Origin of the sequence: Paenibacillus sp. B2(2019) (assembly GCF_008370385.1) — a bacterium.
GTDB lineage: Bacteria > Bacillota > Bacilli > Paenibacillales > Paenibacillaceae > Paenibacillus_AQ.
In genome coordinates this window covers 1-17783 of sequence record NZ_VTZR01000013.1, presented here as the reverse complement: position 1 = coordinate 17783, position 17783 = coordinate 1, and the positions used below count along the sequence as shown (strand labels likewise).

Here is a 17783-nt window from a genome sequence, read left to right as displayed (position 1 = left end):
AGGATTTGACATATGATAGATCATATAAAAAAGTTTTCCAATAAATATAATGTTACATTACTGTTTATATTTTTCTCAATTATAATGTTTATAGTGAATCTACATGTGGATAGTAATATTTCAGATGATATTGAATTTAAAAAGGCTCTAACTGATGTGAGTTCTTTTGAATTTGTGAAAAATTACTATTTAAATTGGAATGGCAGAATTGCGATTAATTATTTTCTTACAAGTATAATAGTTCTAGACCCAATTGTTTGGAAAATACTCAATACAATGATTTTTATCTTGTTATTTTTTACTATGTATAAGATTGTATTAGCCATAACTGGAGATAGAAAAGAGAAAAAGGCATACTTGATAATATCTATTTGCCTGTCCATTTTTTTATTACCTGATGCGGTTTTTTGGAGTGGTAGCATTTGGGTTACTGGATCTTTTAACTATCTGTGGCCTACTGCTCTTGGTTTATTTAGTTTAATCCCTATAATTTATAATTATTTCGAGAAGGAGTATAATAATAAGTTAATAATTTTTAATTTATTGGCTGGGATATATGCTGCTTACTCAGAGCAAATAGCTGCGATTGTGATTACCTTTAGCACAATTCTAATTTTACTTTCTGCTCTTAAGAAAAAGAAAATACATATACCTTCTATACTTGTTTTAGCAGTTGTCATAATTAACGCTATTATAGGTTATACAGCACCTGGGAATGTCAAAAGATTTGCCTCGGAAGCTTCATTATTCCCGGAATATGAAACATTTTCCGTGTTTGGGAAATTATTTTATGGGTTGTTTTATAGCCTTTGGCATCTTGTTAATGAGGCTAGTTCTATAATGTTTATAATCTCATTACTCATTACAATATTGATGTTCACAAAAAATAAAAGAATAATGTATAGAATAATGTCCTTAGTACCTGTGGCATATTTCGGTATACGTATAATTTCTGCAAAAAGCAGACCAGGGAATGTTACTACGGCATTTGATCAAACTCTTGAAATGTTCAATAAAAGCAATAAAATTTCTATGTTTGATAATTTATATGATCTCCCCAAAATATTCAGTGATTATAATTCAAAATCAGTAAGTATGAATGTTTCGATATTATTGGGTTTACTAGTTTTTCTTTGTATAGCCTTGTCTATTGTGAAGTTATTTGGAAATTCTAGGATAACAATTGTGAGTTTTCTCTTTTATATGGCTGCCTTAGCCTCAAGTATTGTTATTAGTTTTTCACCAACTATATATGCCTCAGGGCATAGAGTTTTTTATGCGACTGACATTCTCTTATTAATACTACTAGCGACTTTACTTTCTGTTTTATTAAATACTATAACAGAGTCAAAAGCTCTATTTAGAATTTGGATTTATTATGAAGCTATTTTAGTTTTTCTGGCACTGAGGCATCTCACTTTTTATATCATTCTTTATTGATAAGAACAAATTTTAAAAAAATCTTGAATAATGTCAACATCATAAAGATCTGAGGATTATCATGCTTACCAAAACCGTTAGTGTACAACTAGTTACATATAATAGTACTGATGATATTGTAGATTGTTTAAAGGCAGTCCTTGCACAGGATTATCCACTAAAATGTATTGTGATTGTGGATAATAACTCTACAGATGATACTATAGAGAAATTAAGAGAAGCATCAAGCTTTGTCGATCTTATGGGTAAACCCCTTATGGCTATCTTCCGGGATGAGGAAATCTTAAATATTGATAAAAAATCATCTGAAATCACTGACCTACAATTGTTTGTATATCAGAACTTATGTAATACTGGTTTCGCCCATGCTCACAATAAGGCTATCAGTGTCACAGATACTGACTACGTACTTGTCCTAAATCCAGATCTGATACTAGCGAAGGATTACGTATCTAGATTAGTTACACGCCTGGAGGAGAATCCGTTAATCGGCAGCGCCACAGGCAAGCTTTTGCTGAAGGCGGATCATGGGCTGGTAGACAGCACAGGTCTCCGAATGAACAGAGCACGCCGTGCATTTGATCGCGGTGCGGGTGAGCCAGCTGACCAATGGACGCAATCGGGTCCTGTATTCGGTGTATCTGGAGCGGCTGCGATGTATTCTCGACGGATGATCAACGACATAAGTGTTGATGGCGAGTTTTTTGATGCAGACTTTTTTGCCTATAAGGAAGATGTGGATGTGGCTTGGAGGGCGGAGATATTCGGCTGGCAGGGATATTATGATGCTGAGGCGATCGGGTATCACGAACGTGGCTGGAAAACGTCTGGTCGTAACACTAAGCCTTTGTTCATCCGACGAATATCTTACATTAACCGCTACAAAATGATCTACAAGAATGAACCGACTCGAACTATGCTGAAGACAATCTTCATTTCTCTCCCCTATGAAATTGCAGCTCATGGTTATATGCTTCTGAGAGAGCCACAGTTAATTACAGCGTGGAAGTCCTTTTTTACTCAGCTCCCTGCGTTAAAAAAGAAGCGGGAGTATATACAAGCCGCGATAAAAGAGAGAAAGAAACACGAAAGCTGAACCACATCTGGAAAAACCTCCCTGAAACGTCACCTCCTCTCAGGGAGGTTTTATGTTATAATTATTGTCGGTAGATTACTATATTTGTCAGGAGCGTTACGCAGTGAATGTAGATGTAAGTATACTTATTGTTAATTACAACACGTGTCGCCTGACGATGGATTGTCTCAGGTCGGTGTATGACTCTGCAACGAACTATTCCTATGAGATTATTTTAATAGACAACAATTCCAATGATGATTCGGTAGAGAAGATTAGTAGAGAGTTTCCAGGTGTGATCTTGATCGCAAATAACGACAATGTCGGCTTCGCTCGTGCGAATAATCAGGGGATGGAAGCTTCATCCGGACGGTATGTTCTCTTGCTCAATTCAGATACGGTAGTACGTAAGGATACACTGGAGACGATGATATCCTTTATGGACAGTCGTCCCGATGTAGGTGCGTCAGGATGTAAGATTATTTTGCCTGATGGGTCGCTGGATAAAGCTTGTAAGCGGGGATTTCCAACACCGTCGGCTTCCTTCTATTATGCTTTTGGATTTAGTAAGCTGTTTCCGGATCGTCCGAGGTTTAATGGTTACCAGTTAGGATATTTGGATCCTGATCTTGATTACCCGATAGATTGTCTGGTTGGTGCGTTTATGCTGCTGCGGCGGGAGACGATTGACCAGGTGGGGGGATTGGATGAGGAATTCTTTATGTACGGTGAGGATTTAGATTGGTGTTATCGTATTAAAGAGGCTGGATGGGGGATTTATTATTATCCTAAGACTTCTATCGTGCATCTTAAAGGTGGCAGTGCCAGACGCAGACCGTTCAAGATCGTCTATGAATTCCACCGGGCAATGATTTTATTTCATCGTAAGCATTATAGTAAGAAGTACAACAGTATGATAAATGGAACAGTATATGCTGGAGTTGGCGTAAAGTTCGCACTTTCTCTTTTGCGGAATGCCTTAATCTCTCCTAAAAGAGTTCCATCACCTGCACAGAGTCTTAACTCCGCTAATGAAACAGGTGCACGTAACGAAAAGAATACTGAGGTGAATTTATGATTCGGCGTAATCAGAAATTTTTGACACAGCTCTATATGGTGGCTGACTTTCTTGTCATCCAGCTGTCCTTCCTTATAGCCTGGTGGCTAAAGTTTAGAAGTGGATGGATGGAGTATGAAAACCCGTTGCCTGTAGAGTCGTACGCTTACTGGAGTATGATTTATGGCGGAATTGCAGTGTTAATCGGTATACTGCTGTCGCTGTATTTGCCGAAGCGTAAGAAACGGTTTGTCGATGAATTCATTAAGATTTTCCAAGTGCATATTATGGGCATTTTCATTCTGCTTGGTCTGATGTTTTTCGTGAAAGAAATAAATATCTCCCGAACATATCTAGCTCTTTACATGGGATTGAACATTCTTTCTATTATGCTGTACCGTTATGTATTGAAGAAAATGCTTAAATCTTTTCGAGAAAAAGGCTTCAACCGACAGTTTGTACTTATCATCGGTGCAGGTACGCTAGGCAAAAGATTCTACAATAATCTAGAGCAATACCCTGAGCTTGGATATGAAGCGATTGGCTTCTTGGATGACTATCATACTTGGGATGGAATTGAAGAACAACGATATAAACCGATTCTTGGAACAGTCGACCAGTTGTCTGGAATGCTAGAGATGCTGCCTGTGGATGAGGTTATACTTGCGCTGCCACTTGATGCGCATTCGAAGTATCCTTTAATTATTGCGGCCTGTGAAAAAGCAGGTGTACGCACATTGATTATCCCTGACTTTTTCGACTACTTACCAGCCCGCCCTTACTTTGATAACTTTGCAGGCATGCCGATGATTAATGTTCGTGATATTCCACTAGATATGACGGGTAATAAGATGGCAAAACGATTGTTTGATATTGTGTTCTCCTTGTTCGCAATTATTATGATATCTCCTGTGATGCTTATCGTGGCTCTTGGTGTTCGACTGACCTCTCCGGGACCGATTATATTCCGGCAGGAACGTGTGGGACTGAACCGTCGTAATTTTATGATGTATAAGTTCCGCTCCATGAAGATGCAGCAGGATGGTGAAGAGGATACAGGTTGGAGTACGCGGGAAGATCCTCGTAGAACAAGATTTGGGACCTTTATCCGTAAGACAAGTCTAGATGAGCTTCCGCAATTTTTTAATGTGTTGCTGGGACATATGAGTGTGGTGGGACCTCGACCAGAACGCCCATATTATGTGGAACAGTTCCGTGATGAAATTCCGAAGTATATGGTTAAGCACCATGTAAGACCTGGGATCACAGGTTGGGCTCAGAGTAACGGACTTCGCGGAGACACTTCCATCGAGGAGCGGATCAAACACGATATTTTCTATATCGAGAACTGGTCTTTACTGTTTGACATTCGAATTATTTTCAAAACGATTCGCAACGGCTTCGTCAACAAAAATGCTTATTGATTCCTGCACTTATTTTGGATTTATTAAACTTTTATACGATCCCCGTTTCTACCTATGGTAGAGCGGGGTATTGTTTTTCTATTGTTTCATAATCTAAACTTCGCAAAGGAAACTATCAACTATGGATAAGAAAAAGATTGTTGCTACCGTAATTGTAATTGGAGCTCTTATCATGTTACTTGTAATCGCTTTTAGTAATGAAGATGAACAGCCTGCAAGCGGCTTTGAAGCTCACAAGGTCATAGCACATGCCATGGGTGGCATTAACGGGCATACATACACCAATGCTTTTGAAGCATTTGTTGCTAATTATGCACAGGGAACTCGCGTATTTGAAGTAGACTTGTTATTATCGGCTGATGATCAGCTAGTAGGTAGGCATGAGTGGTCAGGCAACATGAGCAAGCTTTTAGGTCAGTTGGATGTTCTTCCTGCTAATAAACAAGGGGTAGTACTAGATTTTAAGGAATTCATGGACAGTCCAATCCTGAATATATACTCCCCGATCGATGTCGAGAAATTGCTTGATCTGATGCAGCATTATCCAGATGCTTATATCGTGACCGATACGAAAGAAATCAAACCCGAACTTATAAATAAACAATTTACATTGTTGGTAAAAGCGGCGCAGCGCCGGGATCCAGCCATATTAGATCGGATTGTTCCACAAATATATAATCAGTCGATGCTTGATGAGATCAATAAGGTGTATTCTTTTCCAGAAGTGCTTTACACTCTGTATCAATCCAAGGATACGGATGAACAAGTTATTGAGTTTGTTAATAAAACAGGTGTGGATATTACCATGCCAGTTGGCCGAGCCACCAAGAGCTTTGTTAAAAAGCTGAAGAAGGCTGGCGCTCGTGTATATGTTCATACAGTAAATGAAGAAGCTGAAATTAGGGAACTGGCCCGTATGGGCGTGGATGGTTTTTACACTGATTTTGTACCCGAAGAGGATTTGATTAACATCTCAGGTGTACGTTGAAATCTTAGACTACTTATTACCATTAAAAAATACGAAAAAATGTTCGCATTTTTGTTCGCTTTAAATTGACACACCTGCTGTGCTGGCATAGACTAGATCTATATCTTTTGCGGCGGCAGGAGTGTCTTTGTCTTGCCCAAATGACTATTAAGGATGATTCTCATGAAATCAGTGCAGCAAATGATCAAACCTTGGCGGCATGTATTTAAGCTAGACCCTGACCGGATGATTTCGGATGAGGATTTGGAGGCCGTTTGCTTATCTGGCACGGATGCCATACTGATAGGGGGCTCTACAGGAGTAACCTATGAGAATACAGTGGATCTCTTATCAAGAGTAAGAGGGTTTGAGTTACCCTGTGCACTAGAAGTATCCGAACTTGAAGCTGCTGTGCCTGGATTTGATCTTTATATGATCCCTATGGTACTTAATACACCTGATCCAGCCTGGATTGTAGGCCATCATCGCCGAGCTATTGAACGCTATGGATTTATGATTCCATGGGATTCTCTCCTAACGGAAGGTTATATTGTGCTGAATAGTGACTCTTCAGTTGCACGGATTACGGGGGCTGAGACGGCCATTGATGCTGAAGAAGCGGCTGCTTATGCTCAGGTTGCAGACAGGTTGATGTCACTGCCGATTGTTTATCTTGAATACAGCGGTAGGTTCGGGGATATGGAGACCGTGCGGACAGTGCGCGAAATGGTGGAGCAAGCCCAACTTTTTTATGGTGGGGGCATTACTTGTGAGGCAGAAGCCGAGCAGGCAGCAGCTCTATGTGATACAGTAGTGGTCGGCAATATTATTTATAGTGATGTACAGCAGGCACTGCTGACAGTTGCAGCTGTAAAAAAGACAGTACAAGAGCAATTCGATTAAAATATAAGAAAGTATAAGTTTCAAGTTATACATTATCCTTATACTTTTCGCCTAAACACTTACCGTCCTTATAAGGACGCATAAGGCGTTAATGCTTAGTGGTTATTTTTAGGACTACTTATGATTTGTGATTTTATATTTAGAAAGGAGCATGTTACACATGCAACTTATTAGCATACAAGACGCAGTAAGTCGACTGAATCCTCCACAAAGACAGGCTGTCGAAACTACTGAAGGACCACTTTTGATTATGGCTGGTGCGGGCAGTGGGAAGACGAGAGTGTTGACTCATAGAATTGCCTGGCTGATTGCCAATCGAAAGGCGCCGCCTTGGGCGATTTTGGCGATTACGTTTACGAATAAAGCTGCGCGGGAAATGCAGGAACGTGTATCTAAGCTTGTCGGACCTGAGGGAAGAGATATCTGGGTATCCACCTTTCACTCTATGTGTGTTCGGATTTTGCGGAAGGATATCGAGCGGATTGGTTTTACCTCCAACTTCTCCATTCTGGACTCTACAGATCAGTTATCCGTAATACGTAACTGTATGAAGGAACTGAATATTGATACAAAGAAATTCGAACCAAAAGCTGTGCAGGCCATCATTAGCGCATCCAAGAATGAGCTGATCACTCCGGCGCAGTATGAGCAGAAGGTTGGCGATTATTTTGAAGGCTTAGTTGCAAAGGTATATAAGATGTATCAAAGACGTCTAAGAAGCAATAACTCGCTTGATTTTGATGATTTGATTATGAAGACCATCGAACTGTTTAAGGAAGTTCCCGAGGTACTTGATTTCTACCAAAAGAAATTCAAATACATCCACGTGGATGAGTATCAGGATACGAACAGAGCGCAGTATATGTTGTGCCGTATGCTCGCTGATAGCCACCACCGGATTTGTGTGGTAGGGGATAGTGACCAGTCGATTTATCGCTGGCGCGGAGCGGATATTACGAACATTCTTAATTTTGAAGAGGACTATCCAGAAGCGAAGACCATTCTTCTAGAGCAGAACTACCGTTCAACTGCTAATATCCTGAATGCAGCCAATGGTGTGATCGCACTCAATAGTGGACGTAAGCCGAAGAAGCTGTGGACCGATTCCGAGGAAGGCGCCAAGATTAAGGTGTACCGGGCGGACTCCGAGCATGATGAAGGTTACTTTGTAACCGGAGAAATCAGCAAAAATGTGAAACAGGGTCAAGCCTACCAGAATCATGCGATACTGTATCGTACGAATGCCCAGTCACGGGTAATCGAGGAAATTCTAATTAAATCTGATATTCCATATCAAATCGTAGGCGGGATTAAGTTCTATGATCGTAAAGAAATCAAAGATCTGCTCGCTTATTTACGCCTGTTGTCTAACCCTGATGATGATATCAGCCTGACGCGTATTATTAATGTACCTAAGCGGGGATTAGGGGATACAACGGTTGGTAAGCTGGCAGCTGCGGCTGGTGAGCGTGGTGTTTCTATTTTCCGCGTACTGCAAACTGTAGATGATTTGGGCTTTGCCGGACGGACGCGGAATATGCTAGTAGAGTTCTACGATATGATTGAAGCTCTGCACCGTATGGTGGAGTTCTTGTCCGTAACAGAACTGACGGAAAAAATACTGGAGATGTCACAGTACCGTTTGGAGCTGCAAAATGAAAACACTCTCGAATCTCGCTCGCGACTAGAGAATATCGATGAGTTCTTGTCCGTGACGATGGAGTTTGAAAAGAATAACGAGGACAAGTCGCTTGTCTCCTTCCTCACGGATCTTGCACTTATCGCAGATATCGATAGTGTGAATGATGATGAAGAGGATCGTAGTGACGCTGTAGTCCTGATGACTATGCACAGCGCCAAAGGATTGGAGTTTCCAACGGTATTTATCGTCGGGATGGAAGAAGGCGTGTTCCCGCACAGCCGAGCCTTCCAAGACAACGATGAGCTCGAAGAGGAACGCCGGCTTGCGTATGTAGGGATCACCCGCGCCGAGAAACAATTGTTTCTCTCTTGTGCGCGGATGCGTACGCTCTTTGGGCGGACGACGGCGAATCAGCCGTCCCGCTTCATTGAAGAGATTCCGGAGGAGTTGAAGGAAGATACCGCGAAGACACAGGACCGCTTCCAACGCGGAGGCTCGGAGGTAGGCGGTGCTTATGGCGGACGCGGCTTCAGTGGCGGCAGTCGTGGGAACTTCGGCGGCCGAGGTGGAGCCGCTGGTGCGGCGCCGATTGGCAGCGGAAGTACGGCGTCAGCAGCGACAAGCAAGAGCAGCGTGACCGTAACCTCCGGAGGCGCTCAGCGCGCTACTGGAGCAGGGGCTGCAGCAGCTGGCGAATACAAAGCGGGTGATAAGGTTTCGCATGGCAAATGGGGTACTGGCACCGTTGTAGCTGTGAAGGGCACCGGGAATGATACGGAGCTGCAGATTGCTTTTCCGGCACCAGTGGGTGTAAAACGACTGCTTGCAGGGTTTGCACCGATTACCAGGGTGGAATAATAGTAAGAAACGATTAACGAACGGATATTTAGACCACGCTAACCATTAGGAAACTTATTGACGGAGGGATGTACCTGCATGGATGCTATGCATGTGATGGAAGAGCTTGTTGCGGAGTTAAATAATTATAATTACCACTATTACACGCTGGATGCTCCGCTAGTCAGCGATAAGGAATACGATGTTTTATACGACAAGCTTGTAGCACTGGAGGCTGAGAGTGGCTTCGTACTACCGGATTCACCTACACAACGTGTAGGTGGAGAGCTGCTTAAGGGCTTCACGCCGCATCGGCATCTGGCTCCGCTTTGGAGTCTCGATAAAGCACAGAATATTGAACAGCTGCGGAGCTGGAATACGCGGGTACTTCGTTTAGTGAATGAGTACAATCTTAAGAACCCAGGCAACCCTCTACCTGATCCTTGTTATGCAGTAGAACTGAAGTTTGATGGCTTGACGCTGAATCTAACCTATCGGAATGGTGTTCTCGAACAGGCATCGACGCGTGGTAATGGTGTCATTGGGGAAGGAATACTTGCTCAGGTGAAGACCATTAAGTCTGTTCCATTAACGATTCCTTTTAAAGAAGGTGTCATTGAAGTACAGGGCGAAGGGATTATGAATCTGTCTGTGCTGGCTGATTATAATACCCGGGCTGCAGAGCCGCTTAAGAATGCGCGTAATGCGGCAGCAGGTGCACTGCGTAATCTTAATCCGAAGACTACTGCAGAACGTCGTTTGAATGCATATTTCTATAATGTAGGTTTTGGAGAAGGTGTAGAGTTCGCCGATCATCAGGAGATGATGGATTTTCTACGGAATAACAAATTCAAAGTAAATCCTTATCTGACTTACTGTAATGATTTCGATGATGTGACTGAGCAGCTTGCTGGAATCGAGGAGAGTCGTTCAAGTCTTGATTACCTCATTGATGGAGCGGTGATCAAGGTGACGGATTTCCGTATTCGTGAAGTTCTTGGTTACACTGACAAGTTCCCTCGCTGGGCAGTGGCTTATAAATTTGAAGCTGAAGAAACAACGACCGTGCTTGAGTCTGTTAGCTGGAATGTAGGACGTACAGGTAAAGTGACTCCTTTAGCTCGTGTTGAAGCCGTAGAGCTTGCTGGAGTTACCGTACAGAATTGCACATTAAATAATGTGGGCGATATTGAGCGCAAAAACTTGAAATTCGCCTTAGGTTCACGAGTGTTTATTCGGCGTTCTAATGATGTTATCCCGGAAATTCTCGGCAAGGTAACAGAAGAGAATGACGGAGGAGAAATTATTTTCCCTGAGGATTGCCCGGCTTGTGGATTTCCGCTAGAAATGCGCGGTGCTCATCTTTTCTGTAATAATAAGCTGAACTGTAGACCGCAAATTATTAGTCGGATCACCCATTTCGCTTCACGAGATGCGATGGATATTGAGACGTTTAGTGAGAAGACGGCAGGTCAGCTCTACGACGAGCTTAATGTTCATGATTCTGCGGATCTGTATGAATTGTCCTTTGAGCAGCTTGTACAGCTGAACCGTTTCGGGGAGAAAAAAGCACAGAATTTGCTGCAAGCGTTAGAGGATAGCAAAGGTCGCGATCTCGCCTCATTCCTCTTTGCGTTAGGAATCCCTAACACAGGTAAAGCAACAACTAAGATGCTGGCTGATCATTTCCGCGATCTGGATGCTGTGATGCAGGCTAAAGCGGAAGAACTTGCCGAGTTGCCAGACATTGGCGGGATTGTCGCCGAGAGTATTGTTAACTTCTTCGCAGATCCTATAGTTGTGGCGAATGTTGCTCGGTTGCGGGCGCTCGGGGTTGAAGCAAAAGCTCCTGAGGCCCCACGTCCTGTTAGCACGGATTCCTTCTTTAGCGGAAAAACGGTAGTGTTGACCGGTTCATTACAAAAGCTTACACGTGACGAAGCCGCCGAACGTCTGGAAGCACTCGGAGCGAAGGTGTCTGGAAGTGTATCTAAGAAGACGGATTTGGTTATTGCCGGCGAGAAGGCAGGTAGTAAACTGGCCAAAGCACAGCAGCTGGGCATTCAGGTCATCGAGGATGAGGATGAGCTGATTCGACTGCTGGAGATGTAAGCATATTTTTACTAAATTCTAAAAGGGTACCAGTTCCATTTCGTTTAAGTACGAGTGGAGCGGGTACCCTTTTTTTGCGTAACCTACTTATTGTCGTTCGATTTTAAGTACATGTTTCTATTTTCGAGGAAAAACGTTCAATGGATCTGCTAATATAGAAGCTAAAGATAATTATTACTATATTTGAAAGGAACCCCCTCCTGTGAAGAGAGAAACGATATTGTTAGTAGATGATGAGAAGGAAATTGTAGAGCTGTTATCGATATACCTCTGTAATGAGGGCTATCGCCTGCTTAAAGCTTATGATGGGATGGAGGCACTGGCGTGTCTGCAGAAGGAAGAAGTAGATCTGATTATTCTTGATGTCATGATGCCTAAGATGGATGGATTAGCTGCATGTATGAAGATCCGTGAAGAGCGGAAGATGCCAATTATCATCCTTTCAGCCAAAAATACGGATATGGACAAAATCTCAGGACTTAGCATAGGAGCGGACGACTACGTGGGCAAGCCGTTTAATCCTTTGGAGATTGTGGCACGAGTTAAGTCACAGCTGCGTCGTTATCACGCTTTCAATAAAGATAGTAATAGCCTAGGGAATGACAGCAAACTGAGCTTTGAAGATTTAACTATAGATACGTCTAAGCATGAGGTACATATAGACCAGCAGAAGATTAAGCTGACCCCCCGGGAATTTTCTATTTTAGAGCTTTTGGCAAGGCACCAAGGTCAAGTGCTTAGCTTAGAGCAGATATACGATAAGGTGTGGAACGAACCATTTTTAGATGGGGGCAATACTGTTATGGTACATATTCGTAACCTCCGCGATAAAATCGAAGTGGATTCGAAGCGCCCCCGTTATATACAAACTGTCTGGGGAGTTGGCTATAAATTAGATGGACCTTCCTGAAAGGATTAGGTGAGGCTTCTTGAATTCAAAATATATAACTACGATTCGTTGGAAGTTTATATACGCCTTTTTACTCAGTGTGCTTTCCGGTGGATTACTGATGTTTGCAGGTTACCAGCTCGTTAATTTCATGATCTATCTGAATCCAGTGTCAGAGTCGGCTCCCTATTCACGTATCTTACGCTGGATCATTAATCATATTGGCTCTATGCCACTGCTGACCGCAGTTGGTATTATCAGCTTTTTGCTGTTCTTTTTTATCTATACTCGTAAAGTAGTACTGTATCTGGAGGAGATCACCAAAGGAATTCGGGAAATCACAAGCTCCGGGATGTCGCACCGAATTGAAGTCAGAACCACGGACGAGCTGGGAGTGCTGGCTGAGAATATTAATGAAATGGCTGAACGTTTGCAGCACTCCGTGGAAGAGGAACGTAAAGCAGTGAATGCAAAAAATGACTTGATCACTGGCGTTTCACACGATTTACGGACGCCACTTACCTCTGTCCTCGGTTTTCTGGAATATATCGAGCAAGATCGATGCCAGGAAGAAGTAGAAATACGATATTACGTGAGTATAGCCTACAACAAATCCCTTGTGCTGCGTAAACTGATCGACGATCTTTTTGAATATACACGCGTAAATAGTGGAGAATACCCTCTGGTTATGGAGCGATTAGATTTAAAAGCATTTATACGGCAGCTAGCGGAGGAGTCAGTTCCCGAACTAACAAAGGCTGAAATGACCTATGAGATTGATGACCAAGCTGGTGAGTTGTGGATAGAGGCTTCCCCTAAAGAATTAGTTCGTGCATATGAAAATTTGATTACAAACGCGATCCGTTACGGTAGAAGCGGCGGGAAAGTGGAGATTGGTTTCAGTAAAAGTGGAGATGAAGCGGTTGTCCGCATTAGCAATTTTGGAGAGATGATTGCAGAGAGCGATATTCCGTTTATTTTTGAACGATTCTATCGAGCAGAGAAGTCTCGTTCACAGCATACAGGCGGTTCAGGCCTAGGTCTTGCCATTTCCAAAAGTATCATCGAACGCCACAATGGCGTTATTTATGTAGAAAGCTCCCCACTTCGGACGGATTTTATCACCTATTTCCCATTCTTCATAGAATCTTAAGAAAGCTCTTGGCGGGTTCTTAAGATTTGGAAGATATCCTTGTGAGCACAAGGAGGGAATGACTATGCACAAACTTCGGACGGTTCGCATCCATTATCTTTATATTTTTATAGGGAGTGCTCTTTTGAGTGCTGCCTTTCTTTTTGCTGTCCAGCGGGCTGTTGCTTTGCTGTATGCTCATTATTCGGGGAAATCAGGCGTCTTTTTTGTTCGTCTTATTCACTGGGTTATTAATCATATTGGAAAAGTCCCCTGTGCGATTGCTTTATTTGTTCTAATCTTCAGTGGGCTGTTTATTCTCCGTTCACAAAAAATTGCCGATGATTTGCATACGGTATTGGTTGGGACCTCAGAGTTGGCAGACAAGGGAGCAACAAAAGAAATTAAGGTCCTCTCTGGAGGAGAATTGGGTCAAATCGCCGCTAACCTGAATCGCATGCAAAGAATTGAAGTTCCGAATAGAGGCGTAGTACCAGAGACAATGGAGGAGACGCCAGCTGTAGCTTTATTGATAAGAACTCGGGCAATTATCCGTACTCTCCGTGAGGTAGAAGAGGCTAGCAATACAGATGATGGGGTGGAAGCACAAACGCTTCTTGAAGCAGCGAGTGTTGAAGCCCGTAGTATGGAGCGGTTCTTAGAGTACCTGATTATAGAATCATGAATGCCGTTACCGAAAAAAAACAAAGTGTAGCCCATTCAGGCAAGGATGGCAGATGGATCGTGCGTACCCGGATACTCCGTCTGGGATATTTATTATTTGATGGGAGTATCATTGGAATAATAATAGCGCTCGTGGGTTTGCTTTACGTATTTCAATACGGCGGGCAAGTGGTTAAACAGCAAGAGGATAAACTTCAGCTGCCGGAATCGAGCATCATTAAGACCTCGGACGGGACGACATTACGAATGATCCCTTTACCGGGCTCGGGGTATAGACATTCAGCGGAGCTGGAGGAGATGCCTGCATTATTGATAAATACGTTTTTAGCGGTGGAGGACCGGCGCTTTTATAGCCACCAGGGATTAGATTATAAAGGGATTTCTCGCGCTTTTCTAAATAATATTGTGGATATGGATCTCTCCGAGGGCGGGAGTAGTATTACTCAGCAGCTAGCTCGCAATCTTTATTTGAATAGGAACAAGAATGTCATACGTAAGCTAAACGAAGCATCCATTGCTCTTGCATTAGAGAGGCAGTTATCAAAACGAGAGATTCTAGGGCTTTACCTTAATCAGATTTATATGGGGCGTGGACAATATGGAGTAAAGGCAGCTGCGGAGCGTTACTTCGGCGTATCCGATTTGAAAAAACTAGAAATATGGCAAATCGCCACCCTGGCGGGAATCCCTAAAGGACCGTCTATTTATAATCCGGTAGACAATAGTACATTATCCAAAACAAGAAGGAATCTCGTTCTACAGATCATGCTAGATCAAGGACTGATCACTAATGAACAAATGCGTGAGGCTAGAGATAAACAATATCACCCTCCCGCCGCAAACAAAGAAGAAGTCATTGGTGTGCATTATGCGGACGCTACGCTTAAGGAAGCGGCTCAGATCACTGGGAAGTCTGTGGAGGAGCTTCGAACGGGTGGCTACACTATCGTTACAGGGTTGAACATTAAAGCACAGCAGGCGCTAGAGCAGGCTTTTCTTAAGGGTTCTTCTTTCCCACCTGACGGAAAAGATCAGCAGGTAGAAGCAGCTATGACCATAATGGATCATCGTACAGGTGAAGTGGTGGCACTGATTGGCGGGCGTGAACAAAACGAGGGGAGCTTGAACAGAGCTACAATTGATGCGCGGCAGCCAGGCTCCAGCTTCAAGCCGATCATTGATTATGGACCCGCGCTAGAGAGCGGGAAGTATAGCCCGAATAGTATACTGTCTGACCGAAAATACGCTTATGGCAATTATGTACCTGAGAATTTGAATGGTGTGTATCAAGGTCAAATCACAATGAGTAGAGCGCTGCAAAAATCCGTGAATGCGCCAGCTGTTTGGCTTTTGAAACAGGTTGGAATCTCTTCTGCACGGCAATTCGCAGCCAAATTAGGAATTGTACTGACGGAGGAGGATAACCATTTATCAATAGCTTTAGGAGGGCTTCATAATGGGGTATCGCCACTTAAAATGACACAAGCCTATGGTGTCTTTGCTAATGGAGGTAAATTCAATGAGGCTCATATGGTACGCACGATAATGGATTCAAAAGGGAAGGTTGTGTATTCACATCTCTCCGAATCACGGCAGGTAATATCGCAGCGAACCGCAGAGGCAATGACGATGATGCTACGTAATGTTGTCAATGAAGGAACGGGCAAAAAAGCGCAAATGAACAGGCCTGTAGCGGGGAAAACCGGAACAACCCAATTGGATCTGCCAGGCGTGAGCAAGAAAGCTAACCGGGATTTGTGGTTTGTTGGTTATACTTCGGAATGGACAGCTGCAGTGTGGATGGGGTTTGATCGTACAAATAAGGATAATTATATGACAGAGGGCAGCGGGAAGGCTGCCGCTCTATTTTCTACAGTCATGAGTAAGGCGTTAAGTGGTTACTGATGTTTATTGAGCGGCCCATTCTTCTAGTTTCTCGTCTCTAGGAAGCAGGAGAGCAAGGAAACCCAAAAGAGGTAGGAATCCACAAGCTATAAACACTTTTGAAATTCCAATGCTGTCAATCAGATTGCCGAGTACCAAGGAGCCAATTCCTCCGAGCCCAAAAGCAAGACCAGTGATTAACCCTGAAACTGTTCCGATATTGCCTGGATAAAGCATCTGAGCATAGATTACAGTAACAGAGAAGCTGGACAAAAGGATGAAGCCGCCAATCAGCAGGAGTATAGCTGCCCACATTTGGTTCACGAAGGGTAGAGCCAGCGCGAAGGGCACTGTTCCGACCATAGAGAGAAGAATGAGATTACGCCGTCCGAAGCGGTCAGCCAGTGGGCCTCCAAAGAATGTACCGACAGCTCCAGCTGCCAGATACATAAAAATATAGATTTGGGCCTTATCAAGCGTCATTTGATATTTGTCCATTAAATAGAAAGCGTAGTAACTTCCGATAGAAGCGCCGTACCAAGATCTTACAAAGACTAGGAACACAAGGATGATTGTTGCCGTTCGAATACTTTTGCGGCGGGCAGGATCAATTGCACGAGCTGTTGACTTCTTATGAAACGTATATCCTGCATCCAGCATCTCTCGATACCAGCGAGCGACATAGGTCTGGACGGCGATTCCGGCAGCCGCAACGATAGTGAAGCCAAGAGCGCCGATCTGCCCAAAGGGAATGAATATCCATTTCGTGAGCATTGGTCCTAAAGATTGTCCAGCATTGCCGCCGACTTGAAAAATAGATTGCGAAAGACCTTTCCGCTGACCGGCAGCCATATGAGCAACACGCATGCCTTCGGGATGAAAGGTAGCAGATCCGAAACCGATCAGCATGACGGAAAACAATACAAGAATATAGTTGTTGGCATAAGCCAATAAAAGTACGCCTAGAAATGTGCTGCACATACCCAGTGGTAACAATATAGGACGAGGCTTACGATCTGCCGCATACCCAATGACTGGTTGGATAACGGAGGACGTCATGTTTAAGGCAAAGGAGATCCACCCAATCTGAGCGAAGGAGAGCATCAAGTTATCTTTGAGAATAGGAAAGATTGCAGGGATGACTGCCTGAATAGAATCGTTAAATAAATGAACAAAGCTGACAGCCAGCAAAATCTTATAGATTGTTGCTTGCTGCAGATTACGCTGCTCCTTGTCCTTGGTGTTTGTTTGGGTCGCAGCACTAGATGGATTGTTTTTCATTTAGACTCCTCTCGTACGTATCATTAGAAGTTAATATATGGTATTACGATAAATTCTATTTAGCCATAAATTAAGGATTATTGGAAACAATTTGTGTTGGTTTGTGCTAGTTTGAAAGTATTTATTCGTAGATTATTTTTATTTCAAAAAAAGCTTGCAAACATAAGAACAGCATGGTATATTATCTCTTGTGCTTATGACGCATCGAACAAATGAAACACAAACGATGAAAAAATAAGTTGACAAGAAATACGACAACATGATATACTCTAATTCCTGTGCAAGAGACAGTTGATGTCGAAATGCCGGGAGCAAGTTCTTTGAAAACTGAACAAATGGAACGCGTTAATTTTTAAAAGATTCATTTAATGAATCGTCAGTTTCAAAATGAGCATATCGCTCTTTTCAATACTAATTGGAGAGTTTGATCCTGGCTCAGGACGAACGCTGGCGGCG

The 17783-nt window shown here is 43.0% G+C and carries 13 protein-coding genes; 12 read left to right on the top strand and 1 reads right to left on the bottom strand.

Going from position 1 to position 17783, the window contains the following annotated elements:
• The first annotated feature begins 12 nt into the window (after positions 1-12).
• From PAENI_RS10955 to PAENI_RS10900, 12 genes are all read left to right on the top strand, one after another.
• Positions 13-1440, top strand: coding sequence for a DUF6056 family protein (locus PAENI_RS10955; protein ID WP_223178935.1), 1428 nt, complete (start codon positions 13-15; stop codon positions 1438-1440).
• 61 nt (positions 1441-1501) lie between these two features.
• Positions 1502-2536, top strand: a complete 1035-nt coding sequence (locus PAENI_RS10950) for a glycosyltransferase family 2 protein (RefSeq protein WP_149645260.1) — start codon at positions 1502-1504, stop codon at positions 2534-2536.
• Positions 2537-2693: 157 nt separating this feature from the next.
• Complete coding sequence (locus PAENI_RS10945; protein WP_410477465.1) at positions 2694-3593, top strand: glycosyltransferase family 2 protein; 900 nt, start codon at positions 2694-2696, stop codon at positions 3591-3593.
• A complete protein-coding gene (locus PAENI_RS10940; RefSeq protein ID WP_149645258.1) occupies positions 3590-4996 on the top strand; it encodes an undecaprenyl-phosphate glucose phosphotransferase in 1407 nt (468 codons plus the stop codon). The genes PAENI_RS10945 and PAENI_RS10940 overlap by 4 nt, the downstream gene beginning before the upstream one ends.
• 121 nt (positions 4997-5117) lie before the next feature.
• Positions 5118-5984, top strand: a complete 867-nt coding sequence (locus tag PAENI_RS10935) for a phosphatidylinositol-specific phospholipase C/glycerophosphodiester phosphodiesterase family protein (protein WP_149645257.1) — start codon at positions 5118-5120, stop codon at positions 5982-5984.
• A gap of 162 nt (positions 5985-6146) precedes the next feature.
• The gene (pcrB, locus tag PAENI_RS10930; protein WP_410477464.1) at positions 6147-6866 is read left to right on the top strand and encodes a heptaprenylglyceryl phosphate synthase; all 720 of its coding nucleotides are present in this window, start codon (positions 6147-6149) and stop codon (positions 6864-6866) included.
• 160 nt (positions 6867-7026) lie between these two features.
• Positions 7027-9366, top strand: coding sequence for a DNA helicase PcrA (pcrA, locus tag PAENI_RS10925; protein ID WP_076297846.1), 2340 nt, complete (start codon positions 7027-7029; stop codon positions 9364-9366).
• A 78-nt stretch (positions 9367-9444) separates the two neighbouring features.
• Entirely contained in the window at positions 9445-11457 is a 2013-nt protein-coding gene (gene ligA / locus PAENI_RS10920) for an NAD-dependent DNA ligase LigA (protein ID WP_149645256.1), read from the top strand.
• Between the two features lie 202 nt (positions 11458-11659).
• The gene (locus PAENI_RS10915; RefSeq protein ID WP_076297845.1) at positions 11660-12367 is read left to right on the top strand and encodes a response regulator transcription factor; all 708 of its coding nucleotides are present in this window, start codon (positions 11660-11662) and stop codon (positions 12365-12367) included.
• A gap of 19 nt (positions 12368-12386) precedes the next feature.
• A complete protein-coding gene (locus PAENI_RS10910; protein ID WP_262495575.1) occupies positions 12387-13499 on the top strand; it encodes a sensor histidine kinase in 1113 nt (370 codons plus the stop codon).
• 64 nt (positions 13500-13563) lie between these two features.
• Entirely contained in the window at positions 13564-14163 is a 600-nt protein-coding gene (locus PAENI_RS10905) for a hypothetical protein (protein ID WP_149645255.1), read from the top strand.
• A complete protein-coding gene (locus PAENI_RS10900) occupies positions 14160-16067 on the top strand; it encodes a transglycosylase domain-containing protein (protein WP_149645254.1) in 1908 nt (635 codons plus the stop codon). Before PAENI_RS10905 ends, PAENI_RS10900 begins: the two co-directional genes overlap by 4 nt.
• A 3-nt stretch (positions 16068-16070) precedes the next feature.
• On the opposite strand, the gene PAENI_RS10895 is transcribed toward PAENI_RS10900, so the two are convergent.
• Positions 16071-17327 carry an MFS transporter gene (locus PAENI_RS10895; protein ID WP_149645253.1) on the bottom strand — a complete coding sequence of 419 codons (1257 nt, stop codon included), beginning with the start codon at positions 17325-17327 and terminating at the stop codon, positions 16071-16073.
• Positions 17328-17783: the final 456 nt, after the last annotated feature.

Bases quoted from the DNA above. Each gene is read 5' to 3' on its own strand.
- PAENI_RS10945 (WP_410477465.1), top strand. From the start codon at position 2,694: ATGGATTGTCTCAGGTCGGTGTATGACTCTGCAACGAACTATTCCTAT.
- PAENI_RS10950 (WP_149645260.1), top strand. From the start codon at position 1,502: ATGCTTACCAAAACCGTTAGTGTACAACTAGTTACATATAATAGTACT.
- PAENI_RS10905 (WP_149645255.1), top strand. From the start codon at position 13,564: ATGCACAAACTTCGGACGGTTCGCATCCATTATCTTTATATTTTTATA.
- PAENI_RS10895 (WP_149645253.1), bottom strand. From the start codon at position 17,327: ATGAAAAACAATCCATCTAGTGCTGCGACCCAAACAAACACCAAGGAC.
- pcrA (WP_076297846.1), top strand. From the start codon at position 7,027: ATGCAACTTATTAGCATACAAGACGCAGTAAGTCGACTGAATCCTCCA.
- pcrB (WP_410477464.1), top strand. From the start codon at position 6,147: ATGAAATCAGTGCAGCAAATGATCAAACCTTGGCGGCATGTATTTAAG.
- PAENI_RS10900 (WP_149645254.1), top strand. From the start codon at position 14,160: ATGAATGCCGTTACCGAAAAAAAACAAAGTGTAGCCCATTCAGGCAAG.
- PAENI_RS10955 (WP_223178935.1), top strand. From the start codon at position 13: ATGATAGATCATATAAAAAAGTTTTCCAATAAATATAATGTTACATTA.
- ligA (WP_149645256.1), top strand. From the start codon at position 9,445: ATGGATGCTATGCATGTGATGGAAGAGCTTGTTGCGGAGTTAAATAAT.
- PAENI_RS10935 (WP_149645257.1), top strand. From the start codon at position 5,118: ATGGATAAGAAAAAGATTGTTGCTACCGTAATTGTAATTGGAGCTCTT.
- PAENI_RS10940 (WP_149645258.1), top strand. From the start codon at position 3,590: ATGATTCGGCGTAATCAGAAATTTTTGACACAGCTCTATATGGTGGCT.